Genomic DNA, 15,861 nt, shown 5'->3' on the forward strand with positions numbered 1-15,861 from the left:
TCGCTCATGGCGGTTTATACGGACCTCCATGAAGGGGACTTGCGGGGCTTCCTGTCACTTTATGACATAGGGGAGCTTCGCTCTTTCATCGGGATTGCGGAAGGAATAGAGAACAGCAATTTTCTGGTGAAAACCACTCAGGGGCGCTTCATCCTGACGTTGTTTGAAAAACGCATGAAACCGGAGGAGCTCCCGTGGTTTCTTGGGCTGATGGCGCACCTGGCGGGAGAGGGGATAGCCTGTCCACAGCCTGTCGTGGCGAAAGACGGGGTGGCTCTGCGCCAGCTGGCAGGTCGGCCTGCCATTCTGGTCAGTTTTCTGGAGGGGCAGTCTCTGGAGGTGGTAACCCCGCAGGCCTGTGAGCAGGTCGGGCGGAGTCTGGCACGTCTGCATGAAGCCGGGCTGGGGTACAGGGCCGAGAGGGCCAATGCTCTGGCACCGGAAGGTTGGGTTGAGCTGTTTTCCCGGTGTACGGATGGTGGTGATGAGGCGGTGAAAGCCCTGATGGCGGAGGTCCGCACAGCTCTTTCAGCGCTTGTGGCAGCGTGGCCGGAGGCCGGGTCCCTGCCTCGTGGGCAGATTCATGCTGACCTGTTCATGGATAATGTCTTTTTCCAGAATGGTCATCTCTCTGGCATCATTGATTTCTATTTCGCCTGTACGGACTTTCTTGCTTATGACCTGGCCATCTGTCTGAATGCCTGGTGTTTTGAGGACGAACGTCATTACCGGGAGGACAGGGCTGAGGCACTTTTGCGCGGGTATGAACAGGTTCGCCCGCTGAATGTTGCCGAACATCAGGCTCTGCCGATTCTGTGCCAGGGAGCGGCCATGCGGTTTCTGCTTACACGTCTGTATGATTGGGTGCACACGCCAGAGGGGGCTTTGGTAACCAAAAAAGACCCTTGGGCCTATCAGAGACGGCTGCATCATTTCCGGAAGGCAGGCCATGTCTGACAGGGCGGAGAAAGGGGACGCAGCTCCCAGCACGCAGGTGGATATCTGGACGGATGGAGGCTGCAAGCCCAATCCTGGACCAGGTGGCTGGGGTATCCTGTTCCGTTGTCAGGGTCATGAGCGCACCATGAAAGGCGGGGCGGCGGAAACGACCAACAACCGCATGGAGCTTACGGCGGCTGCCGTTGCTCTGGAAACGCTGACACGCCCCTGTGTGGTCAATCTTTACACGGACAGTGAGTATCTGCGGAATGGCATCACCCGGTGGCATACGGGCTGGGTACGGCGCAACTGGCGCAATGCATCGGGAGACCCTGTGGCCAACATGGATTTGTGGCGGCGTATCCTGGAGGCAGCCAAGCGGCATCAGGTGGGCTGGCACTGGGTAAAAGGTCATTCCGGGCATGCAGAAAATGATCTGGTCGATCAGCTGGCGACTGAAGGGCGGGAAGAGCTGGAAGCCGGTTCTGCTGCCGGGGATTGACGGTATTCGGAAGATTCTTGCCGAGAAATCTTTTCTGGGGCTTTACCTGCCGGGGGAGATTGGCTAGACAGGCTCCAGCTGATCCCGAATAGCTCAGTTGGTAGAGCAAGCGACTGTTAATCGCTGGGTCGTAGGTTCGAGTCCTACTTCGGGAGCCAGCCTTTCATTCAGGTCCGGGCCATATGGCTGCGGGCCTTTTCTGTATCCGGAGCGGATACGGGTGAAATTATTTTCTAATTTGCTGAAAAAAGGGGCTTTACCTGCCGGAGGAGATTGGCTAGATAGGCTCCAGCTGATCCCGAATAGCTCAGTTGGTAGAGCAAGCGACTGTTAATCGCTGGGTCGTAGGTTCGAGTCCTACTTCGGGAGCCAGCCTTTCATTCAGGTCCGGGCCGTATGGCTGCGGGCCTTTTTCATGCTTCCCATAAAATAAAACAGCATGTTGTGGTTCTGCCAGTTTCTGTCTTATCGTATGATAAGGGTGTGGAATAATGCATGATTGAAGGGCACGAACAGAGCATGACAGGCACCGTACAGACGCAGGGTTCGCAGAGCATCAATTATGCGACGGTGACGTGGGACCAGCTGCATCGGGATGCCCGCCTTCTGGCCACGGAGCTGATGCGCAAATATCGTCCGTTTCGTGGCATTGTGGCCATCACGAGGGGAGGGCTGATTCCAGCGGCCATTCTGGGGCGGGAGCTGGGATGCCGTCTGATCGAGAGCGTGTCTGTCGTCAGTTATGCAGGTGAGGAAGGAACCCAGCAGGAACCAAAGCTGCTGAAAGCCCCGGAAGCCGCAGGTGATGGGGAAGGGTTCCTGATCGTGGATGATCTTGTGGATTCGGGGGTAACGGCCCGTTATGTGCGGGAGATGCTGCCCAAAGCTGTTTTTGCCTGTTTGTATGCCAAGCCGGATGGGCGGCCCTGTACCGATCATTTCGTGACAGAAGTGCCGCAGGATACGTGGGTTCTCTTCCCATGGGACATGGCGCCGCAGTTTGTTGCGCCATTGAACCGCAGTCACAAGGCGTAATTTTTTGAAAAAACACTTTTTTCATGCAAGAAAGTCCCTTGCCTGTACGGTGAAGTCCCTTTAAGAAGGCATCACGTCGTCGGGGCGTGGCGCAGCCTGGTAGCGCGCCTGTTTTGGGTACAGGAGGCCCCCGGTTCGAGTCCGGGCGCCCCGACCACGTCATGCAGCAAGGCAGGAGCGCCCTTAGCTCAGCTGGATAGAGCAACAGCCTTCTAAGCTGTGGGTCGCTGGTTCGAATCCAGCAGGGCGCACCATTATGCCGCCTTGTAGTGTCGCTCCGTTGCAGAGTAGTCTCCCTATAAAATATCCGTTGGGCTCATGTAGTTCTGGCCTGTCGCCTGCATGCAGGTGCGGGTGGTGGATGTGCGTTACATAGTAAAATCTGTCCATAATGTGCTTCTGGCTGCCCTGAAGAGGAAGCGGGACGTGATGGTGCGTAAGCATATTGTTATCTGGAGAAGAGATGGAGGTGCGAGGGAAGGTTGAAGCAGGGACGTGGTGGTCTATTATCATTATGTTTTTTTTATTTAGTACATTATTCTTTACTGTTTTTTGTTAACAAATTTCTTTCATGAAAGGGGATGTTTACATTTTTTCTGCCCTGTTATAACTTGCTTCATAACCTGATGTAATGAGGTGTTACCATGAGTGAGAATCGTTTGCAGCGTCTTTGGGTCATGGACTGGTTCGGTCATGTGATCGATCAGCCTTCAGAGGGTGGTCCACTGATCCGCGATTATCTTTCTCCGGGGGCTTATCCGGACACGTTTGTATTGTCTTCCTGGCCGCTGAAAACGCCGGCCCGTGTCATGTTCCGCCATACGTCGAGCGTTGCCCAGAACCTGCCGGATGCCCAGTTTGTGGCTGCAGGTGAGAATCTGGTCGCTCTTGAAGACCAGGATTCCGGCACGTTCTTCTCGATCAATCCGCGCAATAACGATACACACTGGAATTCTCCGGCTGTTTATGACTGGGAGCGCTTCATCCTTCTGACCAAGGAGATGCTGGATGGCTTTGCCGTCCTCCAGGATCGTTCTTATGGTGAGGTGCAGATGAGCGGGCATCCGGTTCCTGCTCTGGTATGGCCTTCCGTTGCTGAGAATATCGGCAATTTCGCCTGGCTGGGTGGGTTTGCATTCTCCATCACGCGCAATCTGGAGAATCTGGCCAAGATTGGTGCGACTGCGCCGGGTAAATCTGTGGATGTGACCCTGGTCAGCCCGCATGGTGATATTGCCAAGCTGTCCATTGTTCGTTCAGAGAAAGAACTGTAAGAAATTTCGTCCCATCCCTCCTGCGAGGGATGGGATTTTTTACGTTAGACAGAACTGTCATTTGCGAGCCAGAGAGTTTCAGGCGAAGAAATTTCAAGTGGATTTGATGCTGTTTTTGGGGAAATGAGTGATGTCCGGGGACGTTTTGCCTTACTCATTTGATAAAGTCTGGTTCATGGACTGTTTCGGGCACGTTTTGTGCTATGCGCCGTATCGTAAGGTGCTGGCGCGGGTTCCGTTACAGGGTTCTTTTCTGAGTGGGTTCGTGTCAGGTCCCTGTCCTTTTCCTAATAATTTCATACCGCAGTGGCGTAATATTTTTAACAGCCTGGTTGAGTTGTCTCCGTTCAGGATATGCCCACAGGATGGGGGGCTGGTAGCCTTACATAATGAAAAGACAGGTCATTACCTCAGCATAAATCCGTCGAACAACAAGACCGCTTTTTCTCCGGTTATCGCCGACTGGGAGCTGTTCTGCCCTCTTCAGTACGATGTTTATGTGGGGCTGCTCGTTGTTACGGACCCCGGCATGGCCGAGATTTTCTGTGAAAATGACGAACGGGAGGTTTCGGGGCTTTATTTTCTGGGGCCGGGTGACAATAAGCCGTTTGTTGCCAGTTTTGATAGAAAACGCATTGGTTTTCTGGAGAACCTTTCTACATTTGCGAGAATAGGTCGCCTGAAAAAGGGAGAGACTGCAAAGTTCCTTTTCAGGGGATTTATATCCGGGAAAGAGTACACCATGCGCATCACGCGCCTTAAAGAGATAGCGTTCTGAGGGGCATCATGTTTGTTTCCCGCTACAATACTTATCTGGCCGTTATCGATCGTGAGATCGTACAGAAATTTTTATGCACCTATTACGAGGATGATGCCCCACCGGCTGCAACAGAAGACGATATTGAGGCTGCGGGGTTTGAGGTTCATCGGCAGGTTGTTACGCGCGTTGGATTTTACAGGAAGGGGCAGGGCTACCTTTCTGCCAGACCGGATCTGTCCAACGGGTACAGCAATGTCATGCAGGATCGTGAGACGTTTCGCCTGATTGATCCTTCAATCCTGCCACCTCCTGTGCCGGAAATGCCAGAAGAAGCCCACATTGCTCACAAAATCCACCAGATCGGCATTTTCCCCAAAGAACCGGGCGTCTATCCGGAAGCATTCATAGAGAACAGAAATAACATTGTCGCCCTGAATCAGAATTATACATTCTATTTCTGGTCGGAAGGTGGCTATTATGACATCGAGGAATTCATACAGAAGCACTATGGTGAGGAAATACTGAAATATTACAGGGCGATAAGTCCTGATTATCTGGCTGCCAGAGCTGACTTTTTCCGCTACCTGTGCCTGTACGCCATCGGTGGCGTGTATCTCGATCTAAAAACCGCCATGTCATATCCTTTGGACTTGGTCGTGAGGCCGGAAGACCGGTTTCTGCTGTCATTCTGGTGCCATGGTGCCCGTCCGCATACGGAAATCGAGCACATCCCGTATGGCGAGTACGAACAGTATTACATCATCTGTGCCGCGGGTCATCCGCTGATGCGCCGTATCATACAGCAGGTCCTGTGCAGTATTGCCCTCTACAAACGTCCCATTCATGGGACAGGGGCTTATGGCATCCTGCGGGTTACAGGGCCTCTGCTTTATTCAATGATCGTGCATGAATACCGTGACCGGTATGAAGATATTGTGAGGCAGATTCACAGTTTCTCCAACGGGATCGAATATACCATCTTTGATGATAACATGGCCCATCATGAACATGTGGGGAAGGATACGCATTACAGCCGGAGGGAGTCGAACATCATCAACTCCGAGATGCTGATCTGATCCCTGTGTGACGATGTGATGTAGAGGAGATGGTGCCCGTGACGATGATTCAACCTGTGGGCCGTATTTCCAGAGGCCTGCGGATGCTGCTGGCCGGGATTGGCCTTTCTCTTTCATTTTGCGGTGGCGTGACGGGCGCCAGAGCCGATGATTACTCCCTGTCATCTCAGGACAGCATTTTCTTGAGTGATCTGGAGCATCGAACCTTCAACTGGTTCTGGGAGACGGCCAATCCCAGGAATGGTCTGGTGCCGGACCGTGCTCCCCTGCCACATGGGGCTGCCAGTATTGCCAGTGTAGGATTTGGTCTGACAGCTTATGGTATCGGGGTGGAACGGGGTTATATCACACGGCAGCAGGCCGTGGAGCGGACCCTCCTGACCTTGCGGTTTCTGGTGGCGTTGCCACAGGGTGATGAGGCCAAGGGTACGGCAGGAACCCACGGCTTCTTCTATCATTTTCTGGACCCGGAGACGGGGCTGCGGGTGGCAGACTGGTCGGAGCTATCCAGCATAGATACGGCACTGCTGATGGGCGGTGTTCTGTTTGCACAGTCCTATTATGACAGGTCCGACAGGCAGGAAGCTGAAATCCGGACACTGGCCGAGACATTATACGGTCGGGTGGACTGGCAGTGGATGACCGGTGGCAAAAGCCCTTGGCTGAGCATGGGGTGGATGCCGCCGGGTCATTTCCTGTCTTCACAGTGGACAGGATATAATGAAGGGCTGATGCTGTACCTGCTGGCTCTTGGGTCTCCGACACATGCCCTGCCTGCTGAAACATGGGACCGCTGGACGGAAACTCACAAGGGGCAGCAGGGGAGTTTTTATGGGCGTGACCTGCTCAATTTTGCTCCCCTGTTCGGGCATCAGTATAGTGAATGTTGGGTAGATTTCCGCAATATTCTGGATAAGGCAAGTCGGCAGCGTGGTTATAACTACTTCCAGAACAGCCAGAGAGCGGTCTACGCACAGCGAGAGTATGCCCGCCAGAATCCGGGACATTGGAAGGATTATGGTTCAGACATCTGGGGGTTGACGGCTTCGGATGGACCGGGGGATGCCTACAGGGATGTTGATGGTCAGCGGCGTCATTTTCTGGCGTACAGCGCCCGTGGGGCCGGACGGGATTATGTGTTGGATGACGGCACGATTGCGCCTACGGCAGCAGGTGGGTCTGTAGCTTTTGCGCCAGAAATTGCCTTGCCGGCACTTCAGGCCATGAAGGCCCGATACGGCAGTCGGGTTTATAACCAGTACGGTTTTCTTGATGCATTCAATCCCAGTTTTTCTGATGGGAAGGACGGTTTCTGGGTTGATGGCCAGCAGCTGGGGATTGACCAGGGGCCCATCCTGCTGATGACCGAAAACCTTCGTAGCGGGCTGGTCTGGAATGTCATGAAGAAGAACCCGTTCCTGCAAAGGGGACTTCAGCAGGCAGGATTTGAAAAACGTTAGTCCGCCCTGTCAGACGAGTTTTATGGACTCTTCCAGCAGGGAGGAGGCTGATAGTGGCCTGATCCCTGCTGAGGCCTGCTGTATGATGAAGGTCTCAAATCCAGCCCGTACAGCATGACGGGCTGAGGCCAGAACGCAGACATCCAGCGCCACGCCGCACAGAAAAACCCGTGTGGCGCCAAGGCCGTTCAGCAGGTCTGTCAGGCCAGTGCTGCGTCCGCTATCGTCATGAAAAGCAGAGTTTGAGTCCGCATCGGTTGCTGTTCCTTTGCGGATGATATGGGTAATGCGTCGCTGGTCCAGCCCCCCTACCAGAGCAGCGCCGTCTGTCCCGGCAATGCAATGGGCAGGCCATGGGCCGTTCTGCTCTTTGAAGGAACAATGGCCCATGGGGTGCCAATCCTGGGAAGCGACGACGGCCCTGAAATTCAGATGGCTGAGGCCATTGATGGCGTGCAGAAGGTCATGCCCGCCGGGAACGGGGAGGGCGCCGCCGGGCATGAAGTCATTCTGCATGTCGATGATCAGCAGTGCATCTTGGGCGCTTATGCCATGAGGCAGCAGGATGTGGCTGTTCATGCTTTGCCAGAGGGTTTCATACGGGTGACCAGAAGCTGGTTGATGCGGAAACGTTCGACATCCACCACCTCAAAACGGAAACCGGCCACCTCGACACGGTCTGCCTTGCGGGCCATACGGCGCAGACGATGGGTGATGAAACCGGCAATGGTGTCAAACTCGGAATTGTCATGGAAGAGGGGGATATCCAGCTCCCGGATAACATCCAGAATGGGAGCGGCTCCGTCGATGAGCCATGAATCAGCATCACGGCGGACGATGGCCTGCTCTTCAAAAGGATTGGCCAGTCCATCCATCAGGGCACCCATGATGTCTTTGTACGTGATCAGTCCGACAACCAGCCCATATTCATTGAAGATGAGCGCAAAACCGGCGCCATGCGTATCAAATTGGGCCAGTGTCTCCCACAGGTTCAGCGTATCGGGCAGGGAGAGGACATCCCGGCGCATGTTGAATATCTGTTTGGGAGGGGCCTTCTGCGGGTCGGTCAGTGTGGTGGGTTCATCAACAACAGCGACCAACACATCTTCCGCACGGATGGAGCCGACAACCCTGTCCAGCGATCCATCGCAGAACGGGTAACGGGAATAGGGGCGGACCCGCACCTTGTCGCGCTGGCTCTCCAGACTTTCATTGACATCCAGATAAACGATTTCGTCCCGAGGTGTCATTGCAGATGTCACGGAACGGTTTTGCAGGGCCATGACATTCTGGATCATCTGATGTTCCTGCTCCAGAAGAACGCCGGAGGCCGTGCCTGCGGCAAGAATGGCCCGGAGATCTTCTGGCGTGACGGCCTCTACCGTGGCCGTGGCCGGGATGCGCAGCAACCTCAGGATCAGGTCGGCAATATGGGAGAAAAGCCATACGGCTGGATAGAGGAGCTTGAGGATGAGGGCAGGGAACCAGCCTACGGCCAGAGCAATCCTGTCCGGTGCGTTCATGGCCGTGCGCTTTGGCAGAAGGTCAGCAAAGAGAACGAACAGCCCGGTGACAAGGATGAAGGAGCTGAAAGAGCCGACCTTGTCTGCCAGAGGTGCCGACAGGCCCAGATAGTGCAGGCCCTCGGCGAAAGGTTCACTCAGCAGGGCATCTCCCACCACACCGCCCAGAATACCGACGGCATTGAGGCAGATCTGTATGGCTGTCATGACCTGCCCGCTATTGCGTCGGAGGCGCAGAAAAGCGCGGGCCCTTTTGTCGCCTTCTTCAGCCAGGGCACGCATGCGGGTTTCCCGTGCTGCGGCGAATGAGATTTCAGACAGGGAGATGAGAATGGAGACACCGATGAGTACGACCGTAACGAGGAGGCCGACAATCAGCATGATGAAGGGATGATGACTGGATGATGTGGTGGGCATGCGTTCTCTCTATGGCCACCCCGCCAGGGCCAAGGCGGCAATTATCGGCGGCATGATAATGCAGTTGGGGCAGGTTTCAATTGCTTTGTGTGAGGAGGATGGAAAATAAATTTATCATGCCGGGGTAGTAACGTTCAAAAATCCTGTCTCTTCTGCAGGGGGCAGACCATTTTGAGGAAGCATCTTGGAAATTATTACGAAACCCTTTATAAGATCGAAGGTTTGATTCAATGAGGTTGTGATGAGTACCTTTCCAATAGTTGTTTCATTTGACAAAAAATATTTGATACCGGCTCTTGTCACAATCAAGTCCATACTTGACCATTGCTCAGATACCAGCAGGATCGAGTTTTTTGTTTTATATCGGAATCTCGATACGACACTCATACGGCTCACAGAACAGGTTGTTGCCTCTTTTGGAAGCGTCATATCATTCATTGACTGTTCGTCTTTCATGGAAAGCCTGAATTTTGCCAATAATGAAAATCGGCCACTGGAGACTTATGTTCCTTTATTCATCCCGACGATTTTCAAGGGATATGAGAAGGTTCTGAGCATTGATGTTGACATGCTGGTGCGGGATGATGTGTTGAAAATCATCAACGAGATCCCTCAGAATAAAAAATTGGGAGGGGTTCGCTGTCTGATCCGTAATCATAGAAAATATGAAGATTTTGGAGATTTCAATAAATTCAGCCGTAACATGCTGGGAATAAACAACCCTTATTTTTATGTAAATAGCGGTCTCATTCTTTTCAATATGGACGCCATAACAGATGCAGATGCAGCCTACTGCATAGAGTGCATCAAGAAGAAATGGCTTTTTTATGATGAGTCAATACTCAATCATGTCTTTAAAGATTCTCTTCATCATTTCAGCCAGAGCTGGAACCTGTATGCAGAATATCTTCATACAAATTATCTTGAGTTTGAATATAGTATGCAGGAGCAGGTGAAGAAGGCGCAGGAGGATGCGTCAATTATCCATTATGTCGCTGATACCAAGCCCTGGGATCATCCGGCTCCTGACACGACTGATAAATACAGGCTGGAATATCGTGCCCTGGTGGCGGCGGTGAAGGATGAAATCAGGAATATCTTGCCCAGGACCATCTGTGGCGTCATGTGGAACAGGGTCGACAGAGCCTGACGGATGAATCCGGGGCTTATGTGAAGGGGAAAATTGGGGCGGTCCGGTCCGCAGGTATCTGTCAGTGTCCCGCCCCTCAGGGGGGGCGGGACACGATTTTATTCAGGGCTGGCAGCCTAGCGTATCCATGTATTCTTTCATCCGTTCTACTTTCTCTTCTGAAGAGAAGCCCCAGAAATGAACGAGGCCCAGACGCCTGTTATGTGCAGGGCCCTGATAGGCGGTGAATGACGTCAGGGCATTGGAATTGACCCCGTTCGTCTTGATGGCCAGATAGTTATAGGCCTCCTGGTCGGCCCAGCCATTGAATGAGCGCCCGAATTTGAAGACCAGATTGGTAACCAGATGGCGGATCTCATTGATGAAACGGCGGATTGTATCACTTTCCGTATTGGGGAAAAGGATTGTTCCCCCGTTGATGCCTGGTGTGAAGCGCCCCGGAATATCATCCATCGAGAACAGGGAGGATCCCACTGGAATGTGGGATTGTATCGGATGGAACTCTTCAGCCGGCGAACATATCTTGCCGCTTGAAAGACCACGGATCAGCAGGGGTTCCAGAGGATTGTCTATGATGATGTCCGGGTCCAGATACAGGAGCGGCTGATAACCTGCAAAAGTTTCTTTGTCCGTTATTTCGTATTTGGAGCAGACAAAGGAAAGGAAGTCCTGTGGGTACAGGTTGTGAATGATGAGGTTATCCGTATATTCTTTTTTCCCTTCAAAAAGATTGTCTATGTAGGCTTGGTCCTTGTCTGTCATGAGGATGATCGGCCCGGTGAATTTCCCCATTTTCCGCAGTGAGACAACGCACATCTTGCATTGTTGCATGACGGATTCTTTATTGTAAGCCGTGATATAGACGGCAGGATTGTAGAAATAGAGCGTTTCACGCTTCCATCCGTCAAAATAGAGCGTGATGTTGTATTTGTTCCAGTATCTGAAAAGCTGATATCGCATGTCGACATCAAAATGGTTGATCTTCAGTTTGAAGACGTCAACGGCCTCGATGTCTTTCCCATCAATGATTGTCTGTGTTTTGGGAATGACCCACCTGTTGGTGAGGAGGTGCCTCAGTATGTCAATTTCTCTCTGCGAAAGCAGCAGGAAGCCTTCCCAGAAGGAGGGATGTTCCCTGGAAAAAGAAAGTGTATGACAGTCAAAGCACAGGAAAAGCCCGTTCTTGTCCCGCAGGTTCCAGACACGGACGTCAGAATTGAAGGTTATTTCGATATCGTCGACATGATAGGGGGCAATCTCTTCGCCCTGTGGGATGAATGTATAATTTGCGCCGACATCATCTTCGTGAAGTTCAAGAGCGAAAGCGTCGGTAGGGAAGTGGTCCTCCAGTTTGGAGCAATAAAGGGCTTTACTTGTGGCATCCTGTCGAACGATCTGGAAATCCCATGTTAGAAAATACCTTTTTTCACCCACTGTGTTAACCTCCGGAAACTCTTGGCGAAATTCCGTATAGAAGGGACCTGTAGGAAAGTCTATCCATTTGATGTTATTTTAAATAAGTATTAGGCATAAATCATAAATAAGAAAATAACTTTTTCTTGAGTAAATAAAATACAAGAAATTGTCATGTAAGGCATTTTTCGCAATTTGATGAAAATGAAATAGATTTATAATAAAATAATTAATAGTTTAATAAAAATTTTAACTTTTTTCACTTCATATTTCGCCGTTGTGGCAGGATTTATTTTTATTGTACTTTGCAAGCCTGCCACTTGATGTCTGCTTCAGTCTGTCTCGGCCAGCCCGACCATGCCGCGCCACCCCATTTCATCAAGCGTGCGAATGTTCAGCTCGTGGGCTTTTTTGGCTTTGGAGCCAGCTTTTTCTCCCAGTACGACCAGTGTCGTGCGACGGGAGACGCTGTCTGTCACCTGTGCGCCCAGACGTTCGGCAATGGCCTTGGCTTCGGCTCGGGACATGGTGGTGAGAGACCCCGTGAACACCATGACCTGACCAGCCAGAGGCGCTGGACCCTCGTCATCAGCATCAGGACCGGTCTCCTCGCTGATGGTCAGGGAGGGGGTGAGATCATCCAGCGCAGCCCGGTTATGTTCCTCATCAAAGAAGGCGGCAACTTCTTCAGCAATGGCAGGGCCGATGCCCATGATGGCACTCAGGGCGGTCCGTTCTTCGCTTTCGGGCCTGATGGCTGCCAGCATCGCCGCATGCCAGACGGGAAAGCTCTGGTAGTGGCGGGCCAGAAGCTGGGCATTGCGCTCGCCAATGCGCCGGATGCCGAGCGCGTAGATGAAGCGGGGGAGGCTGATGGTCCGGCGGTCCTCAATGGCCTGAAGCAGGTTGTCGACCGACTGTGTCCCCCAGCCTTCCAGTTTCTGGAGGCGGTCCCGATGCTCATGCAGGCGGAAAATGTCTCCCGGCCGCTGGACAAGCCCGAGGTCATGAAAACTGCGGATGCTGCGCTCTCCCAGCCCGTCAATGTCAAACGCTTTGCGGGAGACGAAATGGATGAGCCTTTCGACCGTCTGGGCCGGGCAGGTCAGGCCCCCGGAGCAGCGGCGGACCGCTTCATCGCCGATGCGTTCGGCATGGGCGTGGCAGACGGGGCAGTGATCGGGAAAATGGAAGGGGGCGGCCCGGTCCTGCCGGTCTGCATCCACGACGCCCAGTACCTGCGGGATGACATCCCCGGCCCGCTGGATGCGCACGAGGTCGCCGGGGCGGACATCCAGACGGCGGATTTCATCTTCATTATGCAGGGTGGCCCGGGATACGATGACACCGCCGACATTGATGGGTTCCAGATGCGCCACGGGGGTGAGGGCACCGGTCCGCCCCACCTGAATTTCAATCTCATTCAGTCGGGTGATGGCCTGTTCCGCCGGGAACTTCCATGCAATGGCCCAACGAGGGGCACGGCCTACAAAACCAAGGCGTGTCTGAAGGTCTATGGCGTCAATCTTGAAGACGATGCCATCAATGTCATAATCAAGGTCAGGCCGTTCCCTGGCCAGGGTCTCCACATAGGCAGGCACGTCACTGGCATGGTTTATGGCCCGGGAGAGTGGATTGACAGTGAATCCCCATGTTTTCAGCTGGTCCAGCCAGTCCGAATGGGTCTTGACGGTTATGCCGGTATTGTAACCCAGCCCGTAGGCGAACAGCCCCAGAGGGCGGCGGGCTGTGACAGAGGCGTCCAGCTGGCGGAGCGACCCGGCTGCGGCATTGCGTGGATTGGCAAAGGGCTTTTCGCCCCGCTCTTCCTGCTGTCTGTTGAGAGCCAGGAAGTCGGCCCGGCTCATGAAGATTTCGCCCCGGATTTCCAGCAGGTCAGGAAAAGGAGCGGGCAGGGTCTGGGGAATGGAGCTGATGGTCCGCACGTTGGCGGTGACATCCTCACCCGTCGTGCCATCGCCCCGGGTCGTGGCAACCGTCAGCTGGCCTTTTTCGTAGGTCAGGCTGATGGAAAGGCCGTCAATCTTGGGTTCGGCTACAAATTTCAGCCCGTCCGTCTGGGCCTCGTCAAGCCCGAGAAACCGGCCGATCCGGCTGACGAACTGGGTGAACTCCTCCTCGCTGAAGACGTTGTCCAGCGAGAGCATGGGGGCACGGTGCTTCACTTTGCCAAAGGCCGGATTGGGAGCAGCTCCGACCTGTGAGGAGACACCATCCCTGCGCTTCAGTTCCGGATGGCGGGCCTCCAGCATGACCAGCTCCAGCCGGGCATTGTCATACTCGGCATCGGAGACTTCGGGGTTGTCCTGTCCATGATAGGCCTCGTTCCAGCGGGCGATCTTTTCTTCCAGTTCGGCATGACGCTGGGCGGGGGTGGGGGTTCCGGTCATTTTTCTGCAGGTCCAAGAAGGCTGTCTGCCGCAGCACGGGCGGCATCGGTTACGGTGTCGCCAGCGAGCATGCGGGCCAGCTCCTCACGGCGTTCCTCATCTGTCAGCGGGGTGGCACTGGTCTGTGTCTGGTTGTTGACGACCTGCTTGGCAATGCGGAGCTGATGGTCTCCATAGGCCGCCACCTGCGGGCTGTGGGTGATGGCCAGCACCTGGACATCCCGTGCCACACGGTTCAGACGTTCGCCAATGGCCGAGGCCGTGGCTCCGCCGACACCGGAATCCACCTCGTCGAAGACCAGCGTCGTGAGGGAGGAGCGGCCCGCCAGCACGACCTTGAGGGCCAGCATGAGGCGGGAGAGTTCCCCGCCGGATGCCACCTTGCCGAGCGGTCCCGGTGGCTGGCCGGGATTGGCGGCGATGAGGAAGGCCACTTGTTCCATGCCATGGCGGTTCCACTGCTCGGCAGGCAGAGGGGCCAGCTCGACGATGAAACGTGCCCGCTCCAGCTTGAGGGGGACCAGCTCGGCCATGACCCGTTTCTCGATCTGACGGGCGGCCTTGCTGCGGGCCGCACCCAGCTCCTGCGCAGCGGCTTCATAGGCGGCCCGGCTCTCACGGACCTGATCTTCTAGCCGGGCCAGGGCCTCTGCGCTGGAATCAATGCTGGCCAGCCGCTGGTTCAGCGTCTCGAGGAAGGAGGGCAGTTCACTGACGCTGATCTTGTGCTTGCGGGCTTCGGCCCTCAGGGTGAAAAGCCGTTCTTCCGTCTCTTCCAGCAGGCGGAAATCTACCGTGGTATCGACGGCCAGACGGGAGAGCAGGGTTTCGGCCTCGGCCAGATATTCCTCGGCCTTTTCCAGGGCCGTAAGGGCTTCCTGTGCCTGTTCCTGCTGGGCGGAGGGTGTTTCCTGCTCCTCGCTCTGTGCCCGGTCCAGTGGGGAGGGAAGCAGCCGGGAAAGGGCACGGTTGGCCGAACGGAGGGCATTGGCCGGTGTGGACGTCCGGCGGTCCCGGGGGGTCAGTTCGGCAAGGGCGGCAGCAACGGCCTCGCCCCGGCGTTCATCCTGCTGGAGCCGGACCCGCAGGGCGGCAAGCTCGTCCTCCTCGCCTTCTCGGGGAGCAAGGGCAGTAAGGTCTTCCGTGATCTGCCGCAGCCAGTCTTCTTCCTTGCTGGCCTCTTCAACATCCTTCCGGGCCTTGTTCAGGCTGCGCAGGGCGTTCTGCCAGTCATCCCAGCAGCGGGCGACCTGCTGGCGGAGCTGCTGTGGCACACCAAAAGCATCCAGAAGGGTCTGGTGGGCACTTTGGTTCGCCAGTCCCATCTGCTCATGCTGGCCCTGTATCTCCACGAGCAGCGAGGCCACTTCCCGCAGGACACTGATGCCGATGGGCTGGTCGCAGATATAGGCACGGGAGCGCCCCTCTTTCGTGACGATCCGCCGCAATACCAGAGGTTCGCCTTCTTCGATGGAGGCGATGTCCTTGTTGTGAAGCAGGCCATAGACGGGATGCCCCTTGTGCAGCTCGAAAACGGCCGTCACGCTGCTCTGGGTCGCTCCAGCGCGGATGATGCGGCTGCTGGTCCGCTCCCCCAGGGCGAGGCCGAGACTGTCCAGCAGGATGGACTTGCCAGCCCCGGTTTCTCCCGTCAGGGCTGTCAGACCACCATGGAAGGGGAGGTCCAGTTTTTCTATCAGAACGACATCACGGATGGAGAGATGTGTCAGCATGGGTGCAGCCTCCAGAACCGGCAGAAGCAGTCGGATTGGGCTTCTGTTGTGGTTTGCAGAAAATGCGGTGTCCGATAGTCAGAAAGAAACAGGCCCAGTGCAAGAGGCTGCACGGGCCGGACAAGGGCAAACGATGTGAAGTCGGAAGATTCCGGCTCCACATGCTGC

At 54.8% G+C, this 15,861-nt stretch carries 14 protein-coding genes and 4 tRNA genes; 13 read left to right on the forward strand and 5 right to left on the reverse strand.

Features of this window, described 5'->3' with window-relative positions; translation table 11 throughout:
- The first annotated feature begins 6 nt into the window (after window positions 1-6).
- From CO583_RS00160 to CO583_RS00210, 11 genes are all read left to right on the forward strand, one after another.
- Complete coding sequence (locus CO583_RS00160) at window positions 7-957, forward strand: homoserine kinase (protein WP_248630546.1); 951 nt, start codon at window positions 7-9, stop codon at window positions 955-957.
- Window positions 950-1,441 (forward strand): ribonuclease HI, encoded by a 492-nt coding sequence (rnhA, locus tag CO583_RS00165; protein ID WP_248630545.1) that lies wholly within the window; start codon window positions 950-952, stop codon window positions 1,439-1,441. The genes CO583_RS00160 and rnhA overlap by 8 nt, the downstream gene beginning before the upstream one ends.
- 82 nt (window positions 1,442-1,523) lie before the next feature.
- Window positions 1,524-1,599 (forward strand) — tRNA-Asn (locus CO583_RS00170).
- A gap of 138 nt (window positions 1,600-1,737) precedes the next feature.
- A tRNA-Asn gene (locus tag CO583_RS00175) sits at window positions 1,738-1,813 on the forward strand.
- Window positions 1,814-1,960: 147 nt separating this feature from the next.
- Window positions 1,961-2,476 (forward strand): xanthine phosphoribosyltransferase, encoded by a 516-nt coding sequence (gene gpt / locus CO583_RS00180; protein ID WP_043561051.1) that lies wholly within the window; start codon window positions 1,961-1,963, stop codon window positions 2,474-2,476.
- Window positions 2,477-2,556: 80 nt separating this feature from the next.
- Window positions 2,557-2,633, forward strand: a tRNA-Pro gene (locus CO583_RS00185).
- A gap of 20 nt (window positions 2,634-2,653) precedes the next feature.
- Window positions 2,654-2,730: transfer RNA gene (locus tag CO583_RS00190), tRNA-Arg, on the forward strand.
- 390 nt (window positions 2,731-3,120) lie between these two features.
- Entirely contained in the window at window positions 3,121-3,750 is a 630-nt protein-coding gene (locus tag CO583_RS00195; RefSeq protein WP_043559812.1) for a hypothetical protein, read from the forward strand.
- A 130-nt stretch (window positions 3,751-3,880) separates the two neighbouring features.
- A complete protein-coding gene (locus tag CO583_RS00200) occupies window positions 3,881-4,528 on the forward strand; it encodes a hypothetical protein (RefSeq protein ID WP_248630544.1) in 648 nt (215 codons plus the stop codon).
- An 8-nt stretch (window positions 4,529-4,536) separates the two neighbouring features.
- Complete coding sequence (locus CO583_RS00205) at window positions 4,537-5,586, forward strand: glycosyltransferase family 32 protein (protein ID WP_052349026.1); 1,050 nt, start codon at window positions 4,537-4,539, stop codon at window positions 5,584-5,586.
- Between the two features lie 44 nt (window positions 5,587-5,630).
- Window positions 5,631-7,046, forward strand: a complete 1,416-nt coding sequence (locus CO583_RS00210) for a glucoamylase family protein (RefSeq protein ID WP_248630580.1) — start codon at window positions 5,631-5,633, stop codon at window positions 7,044-7,046.
- A gap of 9 nt (window positions 7,047-7,055) precedes the next feature.
- On the opposite strand, the gene CO583_RS00215 is transcribed toward CO583_RS00210, so the two are convergent.
- Together CO583_RS00215 and CO583_RS00220 are read right to left on the reverse strand one after the other, a co-directional pair.
- On the reverse strand, window positions 7,056-7,625 hold the full coding sequence (locus CO583_RS00215) for an isochorismatase family protein (protein ID WP_248630543.1): 570 nt from the start codon (window positions 7,623-7,625) through the stop codon (window positions 7,056-7,058).
- A complete protein-coding gene (locus CO583_RS00220; RefSeq protein ID WP_248460830.1) occupies window positions 7,622-8,986 on the reverse strand; it encodes a hemolysin family protein in 1,365 nt (454 codons plus the stop codon). The genes CO583_RS00215 and CO583_RS00220 overlap by 4 nt, the downstream gene beginning before the upstream one ends.
- Before the next feature lie 241 nt (window positions 8,987-9,227).
- Here CO583_RS00220 and CO583_RS00225 point away from each other — a divergent pair, with 241 nt between their 5' ends.
- Window positions 9,228-10,136 carry a glycosyltransferase gene (locus CO583_RS00225; RefSeq protein WP_086431481.1) on the forward strand — a complete coding sequence of 303 codons (909 nt, stop codon included), beginning with the start codon at window positions 9,228-9,230 and terminating at the stop codon, window positions 10,134-10,136.
- A 102-nt stretch (window positions 10,137-10,238) separates the two neighbouring features.
- Here the strand turns inward: CO583_RS00225 and CO583_RS00230 are convergent, their stop codons facing one another.
- Window positions 10,239-11,096: a hypothetical protein gene (locus tag CO583_RS00230; RefSeq protein ID WP_248630542.1), complete on the reverse strand. Its 858-nt coding sequence runs from the start codon at window positions 11,094-11,096 to the stop codon at window positions 10,239-10,241.
- 12 nt (window positions 11,097-11,108) lie between these two features.
- Here CO583_RS00230 and CO583_RS00235 point away from each other — a divergent pair, with 12 nt between their 5' ends.
- A complete protein-coding gene (locus CO583_RS00235; RefSeq protein WP_143539933.1) occupies window positions 11,109-11,549 on the forward strand; it encodes a hypothetical protein in 441 nt (146 codons plus the stop codon).
- Between the two features lie 332 nt (window positions 11,550-11,881).
- Here CO583_RS00235 and ligA read toward each other — a convergent pair whose 3' ends face one another.
- Together ligA and recN are read right to left on the reverse strand one after the other, a co-directional pair.
- A complete protein-coding gene (gene ligA, locus CO583_RS00240; RefSeq protein WP_248630541.1) occupies window positions 11,882-13,960 on the reverse strand; it encodes an NAD-dependent DNA ligase LigA in 2,079 nt (692 codons plus the stop codon).
- Complete coding sequence (gene recN / locus CO583_RS00245; protein ID WP_043559825.1) at window positions 13,957-15,693, reverse strand: DNA repair protein RecN; 1,737 nt, start codon at window positions 15,691-15,693, stop codon at window positions 13,957-13,959. Before recN ends, ligA begins: the two co-directional genes overlap by 4 nt.
- Window positions 15,694-15,861: the final 168 nt, after the last annotated feature.

The organism is Parasaccharibacter sp. TMW2.1882 (assembly GCF_023337635.1).
GTDB classification, from domain to species: domain Bacteria; phylum Pseudomonadota; class Alphaproteobacteria; order Acetobacterales; family Acetobacteraceae; genus Bombella; species Bombella apis.